We start from the raw sequence: 12,967 nt of genomic DNA on the forward strand, positions 1-12,967 counted from the left end.
GGTTGCAGGGAAGTGCCTAGCATAGCGAGCCGCAGGCGGAAAATCAATCCGCCGGGGCCGATGCCTATTCGTCAAGCCGCTTACATGATGAAACAAGCCAATGAGCCGCCATGATACGAAATGCACTAAAATGACGACCAATTCAGTCACGCGGCGCCCGGCGACAGGCTTGCCCGCCCACATCAGTTTGTTTTCGGAGAAGTCATGAAAAAAAGTTACCTGTGTACCGCCCTTGGGTTGGCGTGCGCCCTGGGCCTTGCCGCCTGCGGTGGCAGCGGTCAAGGCGAATTGCAAATCTCGATGGGACTCAGTGGCGTCACCCGCGACGGCCTGAAGATCAGCAATATGGGCCGCCCGGCCGTCGCCGTCCCGCCCGGGGCCCTGTACATCTTCCCCGACCTGGTGCCGATCGACAGCGACTATGACATCGTCATTATCGACCGTCCGCCCAACGTCGACTCGTGCACGGTCCTGAACGGCAAGGGCAATACCGGCGCCGTCAGCCCGGGACGCATTTTCATCGGCTGCGTGGTCACCACGTTCCCGCTGGGCGGCACCGTGAAGGGGCTAACTGGCGAACTGATCATTAACAATGGCAGCCAGAAGGTGACGATTCCCGCCGGCGCGACCACCTTCAGCATGACCGCCCCGACGGTTGACAACCCCAAGTTCGGCCAGGTGGCCGAAGGCACGCCATACGGGCTGACCGTTCTCCAGCAGCCGCCAGGCAGCACCTGCACGATCGACAAGTCGGCCGGCACTATGCCCAAGGCGGCGGTCAATGACATTGCCATCAGCTGCAAGCCGAATTGAGCGCGACCGCCACTCACCATAATACTGGAGAACACATGACATCATCTTTTTTGCGCCCCGCCATCCTCATCGCGCTGGCTGCGGCCAGCCTGGCAGCTTGCGGCGGCAAGGCCACGTTCGACATCACCGGCCAGATCTCGAACCTGCGCTACGACAGCCTGGTGCTGGTCGAGACCGTGAGCGGCCAGACTGTTACGGTTGGCAAGAACGCGACCACGTTCGCATTTCCCAACACCATTGAATACGGTGCGCAGTTCAAGGTGGCGGTGCGCGAAACGCCAAGCGGCCAGCCGCCGCACCAGACCTGCACGCCCAACTTCCTGGCCACCGGTACGGCCGGCCAGCGCGCCTCGATCACCATGGGCATCGTTTGCACCGACAATCCGCACACAGTGACTGGCAGCATCACCGCCAGCGGCACCGGCGCCAGCTATGTTGGCTTGAAGCTGATCAACGGCAGCAATGACCTGGCCCCGTTCACCGTTACCGACGCCGTCGCACAGACCGCCTATTCGTATCCAAATATCACGTATGGCACGTCATACGGCATTACCATCCTCCAGCAGCCAACCGACCTGGTCACCATGTGCAAGCTGGTGCCCAAGGTGGCAACCCCCGGCGCCCTGCCGACCATGGTGGCCGGCGACATGGGCGACGTCGATATCGTCATTGATGTCGTGTGCGCGAAACCTTGATTGACGGAGATATTTGCTGCGAAGATATCTGATATTCCAAATATAAATTAGATTTATATTTTGCGCTGCAGCATACTGTACTTGTCTCCTCCAACTCTCCTCAAAAGAATTGGATTTCAAGCCCGCTTCTAGCGGGCTTTTTTTTGGCCGCAAAATTCTGGCCGCAAAAAAGCCCGGTGCGCGCACCGGGCTGTTGGCGTGGCATGCGGAGCGGCGTGCTAGTCGAGGAAGTCGGCATACTCCTTGTGCGCGTAACCGGCCAGCGTGGTCCATGGCAGGACCGGCGCTAAGCCCGGCTGCACCGTCACCTGCACCCGCTTGAACACCGTGGCGGCCTTGTCGCCACTCTCGATGACCAGCGCCAGCTCGCGCGCCGCATCCCACAGCACGCGCTCGAACATGCCGTCGCGCTCCCGTTCGCGCCACTGCGCCCCGGCCACCGGCGACGGCCGCGCCGACAACGGCAGCGACATCACGCGGCGCGGATCGAGCAGCGAGGCCGCATTCTCCCACGAACCATCAAAGCCGACGTTGGCGTATTCCGCCGGCGGCACCGCCACGCGCTCGCGCCCCCGCCGATCGACAAACTCGACACTGACCTTGCCCTGCTGGAGCATCACATGCCGCGCCAGCAGCACCGGATTGAATTCGGCGTGGGCCGGCCGGGCCGGCGCGGGACCGGCCGGCAGCACCCGCGTGACCCAGACGTGGCCGGGCCGGCGCAGCATGCTGTCCTGGTAGCGCGCCTCGCGCGTGACCCCTTCCGGGGTGGTCACGCGGCTGTAGTAGGCGATCGACAAATCGAGCGGCGGGGCCGCCTGCGCCGCCTGGCAGCAGGCGCCCGACAGCATAGCGGCGCCGAGCAGTAGCTGGACGGCGCGCACTTTAGAATCCAAAGGCGGTTTTGAGCAGGCCAAACACGGTCGTGTTGTCGAGCGTGCCCTTGAATGCCTTGGCGCCGGCGCCCGTGGCCAGCAGCTTGACGTCGCCGCCGCCATGGGTTTCGCTGGCCAGGCGCACACCGGTTTCCTGCAGGTAGTTGTCGCCCATGACGGTGTTGCTGTCCAGGCTAGCGCGCACGGCGGGCCGGTTCGGTCCATTGCCAAACACCAGCGTGGTGTAGGTGTTGCCGTCGGCATCCTTGCTCGGCTGGCCATCCTTGTAGTTGCGCGTGACGTCCAGCACCGAACTGCCGCGCTTGCCGTAACCGTTAAAGGCGAGCGTGTGGTCATGGTCGGCAGTGACGACGATCAGCGTGTTGGCCAGCGTCGGGTCGGTCAGCTTGGCCTTGTCCAGCGCCGCCTTGATGGCGTCGTCGAAAGCGATGGTGTCGGTCAGCGCGCGCTTGGCATTGGTGCCGTGCAGCGCATGGTCGATGCGCCCGCCTTCGACCATCAGGAAGTAACCGTTCGTATTTTGCGACAGCAAGTCCATGGCCTTGACCGTCATCTCGGCCAGGCTCGGCTGGCTGGCGCCCTCGCCCAGCGGCACTGCCGCGCTGCGGTCGAGTTCATATTCCAGGTGGCTCTTGCTGCTGTACAGGCCGATGAATTTCTTGCCCGCTGGCGCTGCCGCCATGTCCGCCTTGGTGGCGGCCACGGTATAGCCCTTGGCCGCCAGTTCGGTCAGCAGGTTGCGCCCGTCGGCGCGCCCGGCCTTGTTGGCGACGGCGTCAAACGGCGTGAAATGGTTGCGCCCGCCACCCATCAGGACGTCCACCCCGTCACCGAGCGCGGCATTGTAGCCGGCGCCGCCCGGCACGGCCTGGGCCGCGATCGCATACTGGGCGTTGCGGTTGCAGATGTGCGAAAACGTCGTGGCCGGCGTGGCATGGGTCAGTTCGGTGGTGGTGATGGCGCCCACGGCCTTGCCCTTGGCCTTGGCCAGTTCCAGGATGCTGGGCACGGCCACGCCGTTGCCGCTGGCGGCGCAGTTGTTCACGCCCAGGTTGCCGTTGGCGTCTTTGCCCGGCGGCGTCGCCTGGGTGGCCGCCGACATCGAAATCACCTCGTTGTTCATTTTCACGCCCGTCATGTAGGCGGCCATCGACGGTGCGCTGTCGGTGGTCTGGGCGTCGTTCGAGTACGTCTTGATGCGCGCGCTGCGTTCCAGCTTGTCCATGGTGAGCGAGCCATCCTCGCCGTACTTGTAGATGCGCGAAGCGGTGACGGTGGTCGGCCCCATGCCGTCGCCCAGGAAAAAGATCACGTTTTTCGCTTCGCCGGCCGCTTGCGCAGCGCCAAAGGAGAGCAGCAAGGCCGCCGATAACAGGGTGCGTTTCATGTGTAGGTTCCTTTGCATAATCAGTTACAGACCGGCCGCGGTCTTGACCAGGCCGAATACTTTGGTGTTGTCGATGGTGCCGCTGAAGGTGTCGGCGCCCTTGCCCACCGCGCCCAGGAAGACGTCAGCGCCGCCGTGGGTTTCGCTGCCCACCGCCATGCGCACCACGGCTTCCTGGTGATAGGTGGCCGCGCCGGTCACGCTCTCGTCCATGGCTGTCACGGCAGCGCGGCTGGACTGGGTCCGGTTCTCGCCATTGCCAAAGCCGATGATCGAATACGGCGCGCCATCGAGGTCTTTTTCAACGGCGCCGCTGACGTAGTTCTTGACCACGCCCAGCACGCCCGGATTGCCGGCCGCGGTCTTGCCGGTGCGTTTGGCGTAGCCGTTGAGCACCAGCGTATGGTCATGGTCGGCGGTAACGACCAGCAGCGTATTTTTCAATTCAGGGTCAGTCACGCGCGCCTTGGCCAGCGCCGCCTTGATGGCGTTATCGAACGCAACGGTGTCTTGCAGTGCCTTTTTTGCCGTGGTTTCGTGCAGCGCATGGTCGATGCGTCCGCCTTCGACCATCAGGAAGTAACCCTTGCCATTCTTTTGCAGCACGTCCATCGCCTTGGTCGTCATCTCGGCCAGGCTCGGTTCCTTGGCCGGGTCGCGGTCCAGGTCATAGCTCATGTGGCTGGAAGTGAACAGCGCCAGTACGCGCTCGGCCTTGGCCGGGTCAATCGCCGTGAACTCGGTGCTGTTACTGGCATACGCGTAGTTTTTCGCCTTCATCTCGGCCACCAGGTCGCGCCCGTCGGCGCGCTTGCCGCCATCTTTGAAGGGGAGGAAGAACTGGCGTCCGCCGCCGATCAGCACGTCCAGGCCGGTGCTGCCGAGCGCGGCGTTGTAGCCGGTCCCGCCGGGAACGGCAGCGGCGGCGATATCGTTTTCCAGGTCGCGGTGGCAAATATGCGCATAGGTCGCCGCCGGCGTGGCGTGGGTCACGCGCGCGGTGCTCACCACGCCGGTCGACAAGCCCTTGGCCTTGGCCAGTTCGAGCAGCGTGGTCACGGGCGTGCCGTTCTTGCTGCCGCAGTTGTTCGTCAGTTTGTTGCCGTTGGCGTCAGGCAGCGGGTCCAGCGCGAGCGTGTCGGCCGACATCGACAGCACTTCATTGTTCATCTTCACGCCGGTCATGTAGGCGGCCATCGACGGGGCGCTGTCGGTGACCTGGGCGTCGTTCGAGAACGTCTTGACGAAGGCGGTTTCCGGCAGCGTGTCCATGGTCAGCTCGCCATCTTCGCCCACGGCGTAGATGCGCGCGGCCGTCATGGTCGTCATGCCCATGCCGTCGCCGAGGAAGAAGATGACATTCTTGGGGGGAGCGACGGCGACAGGCGGGGCCTGGGGTGCATCGTTTGGCGAACAGGCGCCCAGCAGGGCTGCGGTTGCCGCGCCGACGGCGGCGATGAGAAGTCCATTGCGTAACATGTTGTCAGTCCCGGAGTTGAAAACCGGGAGTCTGACAAGGCTATGTTACGGGCTGATGAAACGCAGCTGCGCACGCGCGGCTGCCTGCCGCAGGCTGGCCGAGACGCGGGATGCTGTCGGAAAACTTTACATATGGGACCGGCAAATTATTGCCGCTTGGCCCAAGCCGTTGATTTTTCGAAACAATTTTTAACCGGCACGTTAATTGCTTATAGTAAATTATCTTTATCTATCCTGGAGCATCACATGTTGTTGAAAAGTCTGTTCGCCGCTCTGAGCCTTACCGCTGCCGTTGGCGCGACCGCCGCACCGATCGTGAACGGCGACTTTGAAGCCGGCCTTGCCGGCTGGACCACCACCGGCAATGTGGCGCAGGCTTACCAGGTCGGCGGCGCCTTCTGGTTCGGCGCGGGCAGCAGTGCCCAGAACGGTAACTTTGCAGTGGCGTTCAATGCAGGCGACCAAGCCCCGAACGGCACGCTTGCGCAAAGCTTTGCCACCAACAGCGGCGCCACCTACGTGGTCAAGTTCGACTTTGGCGCGAGCAACTGCGGCGCGTACAGCTGCGGTCAATCGCTGCGCGCGTCGGCCCTCGGCAACGACGGCGTTGCCCTGCTGTCGTCGATGACGGCGGTCGGCGCGTCGGCAGGTCCACTGGCGTCGTACACCTTTGATTTTGTTGCCAACGGCGCCACGACCACCCTGCGCTTTTCAGACATTGCCGGCAACGACACCGTCTGGCTCGACGGCGTTCTGGACAACGTCAACGTGCAAGCAGTACCGGAACCGGGATCGCTGGCCTTGCTGGGCCTGGGTCTGTTCGCCATTGCTGCCCGCCGTCGCCGCAAGTAAGTAAGTAAGTAAGCAGAACGCAAGGCCGGCGCTTGCGCGCCGCGACAAAAAACCCCATGGCCCGCCAAGGACCATGGGGTTTTTTTATCGCCCGCGCTGCGACTAAGGTGCAGGTTGCACCGGCTTGAGCAGGTTCGCCAGCGCCACGTACTGCGCCAGAGCCACCGTCTCGGGCCGGGTCGACGGATCGACGCCGCAGTCCGTCAGCTGCTGCTCGGTGAACATCCCGGCCAGGCAGTTGCGGATCACCTTGCGGCGCTGCGAGAAAGCTTTCATCACCACCGCCGCCAGCGTGGGTCCGTCGCACGCCATGCGGGTCGCGACCGGGATCATGCGCACGACGGCCGACTCCACCTGCGGCGGCGGATCGAACGCGGTGGGCGGCACGATGAACATCAACGTCATGTCGTAGCGCCACTGCAGCATCACCGACAGCCGCCCGTACGTCTTGCTGCCCGGCGCGGCCACCATGCGTTCGACCACTTCCTTTTGCAGCATGAAGTACTGGTCTTCGATCAGGTGCGCAAAGTCCGCCAGGTGAAACAACAGCGGGCTCGAGATGTTGTACGGCAGGTTGCCCACCACGCGCAACTTTTGCCCCGCCGGTACGGGAATCAGGCCGTAGTCGAACTTGAGCGCGTCGCCCGAGTGGATGGTCAGCTTCTCGGCCGGGAACTGCTGCTGCAGGCGCGCCACCAGGTCGCGGTCCAGCTCGACAACGTGCATGTGGCCCAGATGCTTGAGCAGCAGCGCCGTCATGGCCGCCAGGCCCGGGCCGATTTCAACCATGGTCTGGCCGCTGTGCGGTCCGATGGCGTCGATGATATCGTTGAGGACCATTTTATCGGTCAAAAAATTCTGGCCAAAACGCTTGCGTGCTACGTGTTTCATGATGTGCTTTTCTTGGTGCTGCTTTTGATGTTCAGGGCCATGGCAAGCGCGGTGCGGATCGCTTCTTCCATGCTGGTGCAGTCGGCCAGGCCAAAGCCGCGGGCGGCCAGGTCAAGCGCGGTGCCATGGTCGACCGAGGTGCGCACCAGCGGCAAGCCAAGCGTGATGTTCACGCCGCGCCCGAAGGTGGCGTGCTTGAGCACCGGCAGTCCCTGGTCGTGGTACATGGCCAGCACGCAGTCGGCGTCCTCCAGGTACTTGGGCTGGAACAGCGTGTCGGCCGGGTACGGGCCGCGCGCATCGATGCCGCGCGCGCGCGCCGCATCGATCGCCGGCCCGATGGTGTCGATCTCCTCGCGTCCCAGGTAACCGTGCTCGCCCGCGTGCGGGTTCAGGCCCGTGACCAGGATGCGCGGCGCGCCAATCCCGAACTTGGTCTTGAGGTCGGCGTCGATGATGTCGAGCACGCGCCCCAGGCCATCCCGGGTGATCGCCGCCGGCACATCCTTGAGCGCCAGGTGGGTGGTGGCCAGCGCCACGCGCAAAGGCGGCAGGCCGGGAGCCGGGGCGCCGGCCAGCATCATCACCACTTGCGCGGCGGCGGTCTTCTCGGCCAGGTATTCGGTATGCCCTGAAAACGCGACGCCGGCGTCGTTGATGGTGCTCTTTTGCAGCGGCGCGGTGACGATGGCGTCGAACCAGCCGGCGCGCGCGCCTTCGATGGCCACGTCGAGCGTGGCCAGCACGCTGCGCCCGTTCTCGGCATTCAAGGTGCCGGGCACCACGTGCGCGGCTAGCGGCACGTCGACCACGGCTACGCGCTTGGCGCCGAAATGCGGCAAGCCATTGTTGCGCAGCGCCTGCACCGACAGCGCCACCAGTTGTATGGCGGGGTCGATCAGGCTGGCCGTGAGCGCCAGGAAGGCGGCGTCGCCCACCAGCACGCAATTGACCTGCTCGCGCAGCGCCCACGCGGCCACGATCGAGATTTCAGGCCCGATGCCGGCCGGTTCGCCAACGGTGACGGCGATTGCAGGACGCAGGACAGGCCGCAGTGCGGGTGCAGCCACCGTAGTGGCCACTGGGGTGGCCACCTTATTTCTCGTCGCGGAACTCGACGTAGGCGCGGTCGCGCACCTGGCGCTGCCACTCTTCGGTCGCTTCGGCCAGCTTGCGGTCGCGAATGACCTGGCGCGCGGCATTGCGTTTCTTTTCCTTGGACTGGTCTTCGCTCTTGCGCTCGAGTACTTCGATCAAGTGGATGCCGTACGGCGTTTCCACCACGCCGGATATTTCACCCGGCTTGAGCGCAGCCATGGCCGTTTCAAATTCCGGCACGGCGTCGCCGGGGAACAGCCAGCCCAAATCGCCCCCCTTGGTGGCCGAGGCGTCGTTGGAAAACTGGCGCGCCAGGTCTTCGAACTTGGCGGCCTTGTTGTCGAGGCGCTCTTTGAGCTCGGTCAGCTTTTTCTTGGCCGCTTCGGCCGTCATGGTCGGCGACACCTTGAACATGATGTGGCGTACGTGCGTTTGCTGCACGATGGTCTTTTCGTCGGACGCGGCCAGGCTGCGCTTGTCGACCAGCTTGAGGATGTGAAAGCCGGCCGTGCTCTTGATCACCGGCGTGCTCTGGCCGGGCTTGAGCTTGGAGAGCGCTTCGGCGAAGATCGGCGGCAGGCGGTCCGGATCGCGCCAGCCGATGGCGCCGCCGGCCAGCGCGTCGGGCGCATCGGAATAGGTGCCGGCGATCTTGGCAAAGTCGCCGCCCACGCGCAGCTGGCGCGACACTTCATCGGCGCGCGCCTTGCGCGCGGCAATCTGTTCGGGCGATGAATTCTCGGGGATGCGCACCAGGATCTGCGCGATATTAACCTCGACCTTGTCGACCGCGGCGGCCTGCTCGGCGGCCAGATAGGTATCGACTTCGGCGTCCGAAATCTGGATCTTGTTGTCCACTTCATGTTCGCGCAGGCGCTGCATGGTGATCTCGTTGCGGATCTCTTCGCGGAAGGCGGCGAACGGCATGCCATCTTTTTCCATCGCATTGCGCATGTCCTGGACCGACAACTTCTGCTGCTCGGCGATGCGGGTGATGGCGCGGTCAAGTTGGCTGTCGTCGACCGCGCGCACGCCCATCTCCTTGGCCAGCTGGAACTGGGCGCGCTCGACGATCATCGCCTCAACCACCTGGCGCTGCAGGTCGGCCGCCTCGGGCATCTGCGCATTCTGGCCCTTCATGCGCTGTTCGATGCTGCGCACGCGGGCGGCCACTTCGTTGCGGGTGATGACTTCGTCGTTGACGACAACGGCGATCGAATCGATCACATTGCCGTCGGCAGACGCCGGCGGAATGGAGCCGGCCGACGGCGCCGCCTTGGCGGGGGCAGGCTTGGCCTGGGCGGCAGCCTGGCCGGCGGCAGTAGCGGCGCACAACACGAAAGCGGCGATCTTAACTTGGTGCATACTGATTTTACGCATAATCTGGGAAGCACTTATTCAGGTGAATAAAAATGAAAATCTTGGCTAGCGGCCGGCGCCAGGGTTCAGGCGGGAATAGCCGGGGATACTCTTGTAGAACGATTCCAGCGGGCTGCCTGTGCCCAGCTTGGACAGGCCGTTCAACTCCAGTTCAAAGAAAATCGGGGTCGATGCGTCGCGCGTGGTGACGACGAAACGCTGCGCCCCCATGCGAAACACCCAGCAATCAGCCTTGTATTCCAGGCCGATCAAGCTTTCCAGCGTCTTGTGCTGGCTGAGCGAATAACTGACCCGACCCACGCCATACCAGCGCCGCCCGATCGGCCACTGCGCCGACAGGTCAAGGTTCTTGACCTGGTCGCGCACGAAACGGTATTCGGCGTTGATGACTTTTTGTTTGCCCGGAATCCATTGCACGCCATAGTTCGAGCTCACCACGCTGCTGGTGTTCGCATTGTATTGTACTGCGCTGTCCACGCTCCAGGTTTCGGAAACGCGCCCGCTGGCGGCCAGCAGCACGTCGGAACGGCTGTCGGCGCCGGGCGAATTGCCCAGCAATTGCACGCGCTGGTCGGACAGGTAAAAGCGCTGGCCCAGCGACAGGCGCAAGCGCTCGGCGCCATTCGACTCCAGGAAGCGCGAGACCACCGCGGCCGTCACCTGGTTCGCGTCGGACACGCGGTCCGAGCCGATAAAACGGTTTTCGGTAAAGATTTGGGCGAAATTGAAACCCGGCTCGGCCGTGTCGAACAGCGGGAACCGGCTCTGGTCCTTGTACGGCGTGTAGACGTAGAACAGGCGCGGCTCCAGCGTTTGCGTGACGGCGCGCCCGAACAGGCGGGCACGCCGCTCGAACACCAGGCCGCTGTCGACCGAGAAGGTGGGCAGCACGCGCGAGAGCGAACCGGGGGTGCCGGGCACGCTGCCGTCGCGCTGACTGCCGAGCGCGCTATCGGGCTTGCTGTCGGGCTTGCTGTCAAGCTGATACGCGCTGGCATGCAGCAGCAGCTTGGGCGTTACGTAATAGCCGGGGCGCACCACCGGGTAACTTACCTGGGGCGTCACCACCGCGCGGTTGCCGCTGATCAGGTCCGGATGCGAAAAGCGCGTCGCCTCGGCATTCACGGCCCAATCGAAGCCGCCCACGTCGTAGCGCCCGGCGCGCAGCAGGATTTCGGGTAGCCGGTTGTACGGACGCGGCACGAACAGCGCCGGGTTGGTCAGCGCCGCCGGGTCTTGCAGCACCTGGTAGTTTTGCACGCGCGCCGTCAGGCTCCAGTACTTGCCGTACAGGTCGGTGCGCACTTCGCGCAGCAGTTGCCGTTCGGCGCTGCTCGAGACCGACTTCGAAAAGTCGCTCGGGTACTCGTCGTCGGAGGCGGCGTTCAGATTCCAGCCGAACGACCAGTTGCGCCGCAATGCCTGGGCGTGGGTCGACTTGACCAGCCAGCGGTCCGACTTGGTGATCTGGTCATGGAACAGCGCCTCGAGGTGGGTCTGGCCGGCATAGGTTCCGGCGTCGGTCTCGCCCAGGTAGCGCCCGGTGGCGCCCAGTTGCAGGCCGCGCCCGATCATCATGCGCGGAAACACGGTCAAGTCGCGGTTCGGTGCGATGTTGACATAGTAGGGCACCATCACTTCGGCGCGGCCCTTGGCGCCCAGGCCGATCGACGGCGGCAGCCAGCCCGAACGACGCGCGCCCGACAGCGAGAACGACATGCCGGGCGCGCCCATAATCGGCACGCCCTTGAAATAAACGATCGTCTTGCCGGCCACGCCCACATCGCGCCCGGCGTCCAGGCGCAGCGTGGACGACTTGAGATACCAGTCGGGATTGGGGCCTTCGCAGGTGCTGTAGGTGCCGTTGGTGATGAGCGCTTCGTCTTCGCTGATGAAATCAAGGCGCGCGGCGCGGCCCTGCGCATTGTTCAATTCCATCTTGTATTCGGGGCGCAAGACCCAGCCCTTGCCCGAGGCCAGGTTCAGCTGCAGTTCGTCGCCCTTGTAGCGGTCGCCAAAGCGCGCCATGTTGACGTGGCCTTGCGCGGTCACTTCATTTTCCACTTGCTTGAAGCAGGCGACGTCGGCCGTGAGGCGGGTTTCGCCGCGGATCAGTTCGACATTGCGCTTGAGCGTGACGTCGCGATCGGGCCGCCCGTCGATCTCTTCGGCTTCCACATACACGGTGGGATTGCTTTCCTCGATCCGCAATTTGTTTTGGGGAGGCTGGGCGAACGCCGGCACCGCGGAGGCGGTCACGAGCGCCGTCAGGGCATAGGCCCAACGCTGCGAAGGAGGAGAAGCTGCAAACCAGCTCATGAAAAGACGGGGAGAAACGCCATGGAAAGCGATTTTTTGAGTTGAATCCCTTATTATATGGGAATTGTCACCTTTCACCGGATTCCACGGCTCGCAACATGTCATCAATATCAATAACTCCCCCCATCGCCACCCCAGAGCAACGCGTAGATCAGCTCACCAACTGGCTGGGCTCGCTTGGCCTGGTCGACGTGGCTTCGCGCCGCCCGGCCTCGGCCGACGCCAGCTTTCGGCGCTATTTCCGGCTCGACGTCGCCCCAGCGCTGCGCGCCAGGCTGGGCGACACCCTGATCGCCATGGACGCCCCGCCCGAGCGTGAAAACGTGCCGGCCTTTCTCCACGTGCAAGGCTTGCTGATGGCAGCGGGCGTGACGGTGCCGGCCATCGTCGCCCAGGACGTGCCCAACGGCTTCTTGCTGCTGGGCGACCTTGGCAGCACCACTTATCTGCAGCGCCTGACGGTCGACAACGCGCCCATAATGTATTCCGACGCCGTCGATACACTGATCAAGTTTCAGCTCAGCAGCGAACCGGGCAAGCTGCCGGAATACGATCGCGCCTTCATCATGCGCGAATTAAATTTATTCCCTGAATGGTTTATCGGCAAGCACCTGGGCATCACCATGACCGACGCCCAGACGGCCACGCTGAACGGCGTGTTCGACGCCATCGCCAGCAACTGCCTGGCGCAGTCGCAAGTGTTCATGCACCGCGATTTTCACTCGCGCAACCTGATGTTCGTCGAGCAGGGCAACCCTGGCGTGCTCGACTTCCAGGATGCCGTGTTCGGCCCCGTCACCTATGACCTCGGTTCGCTGCTGCGCGACGCCTATGTGCAGTGGGACGAAGAAATCGTGCTCGACTGGGTGGTGCGCTACTGGCAGCGCGCCAAGCAGGTGGGTTTGCCGGTCAACCCGGACATCGACGCCTTTTACCGCGATTTTGAATTCATGGCGCTGCAGCGTCACTTGAAAATCCTGGGCATTTTCTGCCGCCTGAATTACCGCGACGGCAAGAGCCACTACCTGGGCGACCTGGCCACCGTGAGCAGCTACGTGCGCAAGACGGCCGGGCGCTACGGCATCCTCAAGCCGCTGGTGCGCCTGCTCGACACCTTCGAAGACACCGCGCCGACCGTGGGCTACACCTTTTAATTC

General features: G+C 63.8%; 11 protein-coding genes. 4 read left to right on the forward strand and 7 right to left on the reverse strand.

The window, feature by feature from the left end:
* Window positions 1-204 precede the first annotated feature (204 nt).
* Window positions 205-813 carry a hypothetical protein gene (locus ACP7BV_RS10650; RefSeq protein ID WP_426103793.1) on the forward strand — a complete coding sequence of 203 codons (609 nt, stop codon included), beginning with the start codon at window positions 205-207 and terminating at the stop codon, window positions 811-813.
* 35 nt (window positions 814-848) lie between these two features.
* Complete coding sequence (locus ACP7BV_RS10655) at window positions 849-1,508, forward strand: hypothetical protein (protein ID WP_426103794.1); 660 nt, start codon at window positions 849-851, stop codon at window positions 1,506-1,508.
* A gap of 218 nt (window positions 1,509-1,726) precedes the next feature.
* Here ACP7BV_RS10655 and ACP7BV_RS10660 read toward each other — a convergent pair whose 3' ends face one another.
* The 3 genes from ACP7BV_RS10660 to ACP7BV_RS10670 are packed head-to-tail and all read right to left on the reverse strand — an operon-like array spanning window position 1,727 to window position 5,270.
* Complete coding sequence (locus tag ACP7BV_RS10660; protein ID WP_426103795.1) at window positions 1,727-2,392, reverse strand: hypothetical protein; 666 nt, start codon at window positions 2,390-2,392, stop codon at window positions 1,727-1,729.
* A gap of 1 nt (window position 2,393) precedes the next feature.
* Entirely contained in the window at window positions 2,394-3,791 is a 1,398-nt protein-coding gene (locus ACP7BV_RS10665) for an alkaline phosphatase (RefSeq protein ID WP_426103796.1), read from the reverse strand.
* A 24-nt stretch (window positions 3,792-3,815) separates the two neighbouring features.
* Window positions 3,816-5,270: an alkaline phosphatase gene (locus ACP7BV_RS10670; protein WP_426103797.1), complete on the reverse strand. Its 1,455-nt coding sequence runs from the start codon at window positions 5,268-5,270 to the stop codon at window positions 3,816-3,818.
* Window positions 5,271-5,516: 246 nt separating this feature from the next.
* Between ACP7BV_RS10670 and ACP7BV_RS10675 the strand changes: the two genes are divergently transcribed.
* Window positions 5,517-6,122 (forward strand): PEP-CTERM sorting domain-containing protein, encoded by a 606-nt coding sequence (locus ACP7BV_RS10675; RefSeq protein ID WP_426103798.1) that lies wholly within the window; start codon window positions 5,517-5,519, stop codon window positions 6,120-6,122.
* A 102-nt stretch (window positions 6,123-6,224) separates the two neighbouring features.
* On the opposite strand, the gene rsmA is transcribed toward ACP7BV_RS10675, so the two are convergent.
* From rsmA to ACP7BV_RS10695, 4 genes are read right to left on the reverse strand one after another with little or no spacing between them, the layout of a single operon-like run.
* Window positions 6,225-7,013 (reverse strand): 16S rRNA (adenine(1518)-N(6)/adenine(1519)-N(6))-dimethyltransferase RsmA, encoded by a 789-nt coding sequence (gene rsmA, locus ACP7BV_RS10680; protein ID WP_426103799.1) that lies wholly within the window; start codon window positions 7,011-7,013, stop codon window positions 6,225-6,227.
* The gene (pdxA, locus tag ACP7BV_RS10685; RefSeq protein WP_426103800.1) at window positions 7,010-8,107 is read right to left on the reverse strand and encodes a 4-hydroxythreonine-4-phosphate dehydrogenase PdxA; all 1,098 of its coding nucleotides are present in this window, start codon (window positions 8,105-8,107) and stop codon (window positions 7,010-7,012) included. Before pdxA ends, rsmA begins: the two co-directional genes overlap by 4 nt.
* 1 nt (window position 8,108) lies before the next feature.
* Window positions 8,109-9,476, reverse strand: coding sequence for a peptidylprolyl isomerase (locus tag ACP7BV_RS10690; RefSeq protein ID WP_426103801.1), 1,368 nt, complete (start codon window positions 9,474-9,476; stop codon window positions 8,109-8,111).
* 60 nt (window positions 9,477-9,536) lie between these two features.
* Window positions 9,537-11,810, reverse strand: a complete 2,274-nt coding sequence (locus tag ACP7BV_RS10695; protein WP_426103802.1) for an LPS-assembly protein LptD — start codon at window positions 11,808-11,810, stop codon at window positions 9,537-9,539.
* Between the two features lie 98 nt (window positions 11,811-11,908).
* Here ACP7BV_RS10695 and ACP7BV_RS10700 point away from each other — a divergent pair, with 98 nt between their 5' ends.
* Window positions 11,909-12,964 (forward strand): aminoglycoside phosphotransferase family protein, encoded by a 1,056-nt coding sequence (locus ACP7BV_RS10700; RefSeq protein ID WP_426103803.1) that lies wholly within the window; start codon window positions 11,909-11,911, stop codon window positions 12,962-12,964.
* Window positions 12,965-12,967: the final 3 nt, after the last annotated feature.

The organism is Massilia sp. TSP1-1-2, assembly GCF_049896185.1.
Taxonomy (GTDB): Bacteria; Pseudomonadota; Gammaproteobacteria; order Burkholderiales; family Burkholderiaceae_D; genus Telluria_A.

Excerpts from the sequence above, each read along its gene's own strand:
- ACP7BV_RS10670 (WP_426103797.1), bottom strand. The coding sequence starts at position 5,270 with ATGTTACGCAATGGACTTCTCATCGCCGCCGTCGGCGCGGCAACCGCA.
- ACP7BV_RS10655 (WP_426103794.1), top strand. The coding sequence starts at position 849 with ATGACATCATCTTTTTTGCGCCCCGCCATCCTCATCGCGCTGGCTGCG.
- ACP7BV_RS10675 (WP_426103798.1), top strand. The coding sequence starts at position 5,517 with ATGTTGTTGAAAAGTCTGTTCGCCGCTCTGAGCCTTACCGCTGCCGTT.
- ACP7BV_RS10690 (WP_426103801.1), bottom strand. The coding sequence starts at position 9,476 with ATGCACCAAGTTAAGATCGCCGCTTTCGTGTTGTGCGCCGCTACTGCC.
- ACP7BV_RS10665 (WP_426103796.1), bottom strand. The coding sequence starts at position 3,791 with ATGAAACGCACCCTGTTATCGGCGGCCTTGCTGCTCTCCTTTGGCGCT.
- ACP7BV_RS10700 (WP_426103803.1), top strand. The coding sequence starts at position 11,909 with ATGTCATCAATATCAATAACTCCCCCCATCGCCACCCCAGAGCAACGC.
- ACP7BV_RS10650 (WP_426103793.1), top strand. The coding sequence starts at position 205 with ATGAAAAAAAGTTACCTGTGTACCGCCCTTGGGTTGGCGTGCGCCCTG.
- ACP7BV_RS10695 (WP_426103802.1), bottom strand. The coding sequence starts at position 11,810 with ATGAGCTGGTTTGCAGCTTCTCCTCCTTCGCAGCGTTGGGCCTATGCC.
- rsmA (WP_426103799.1), bottom strand. The coding sequence starts at position 7,013 with ATGAAACACGTAGCACGCAAGCGTTTTGGCCAGAATTTTTTGACCGAT.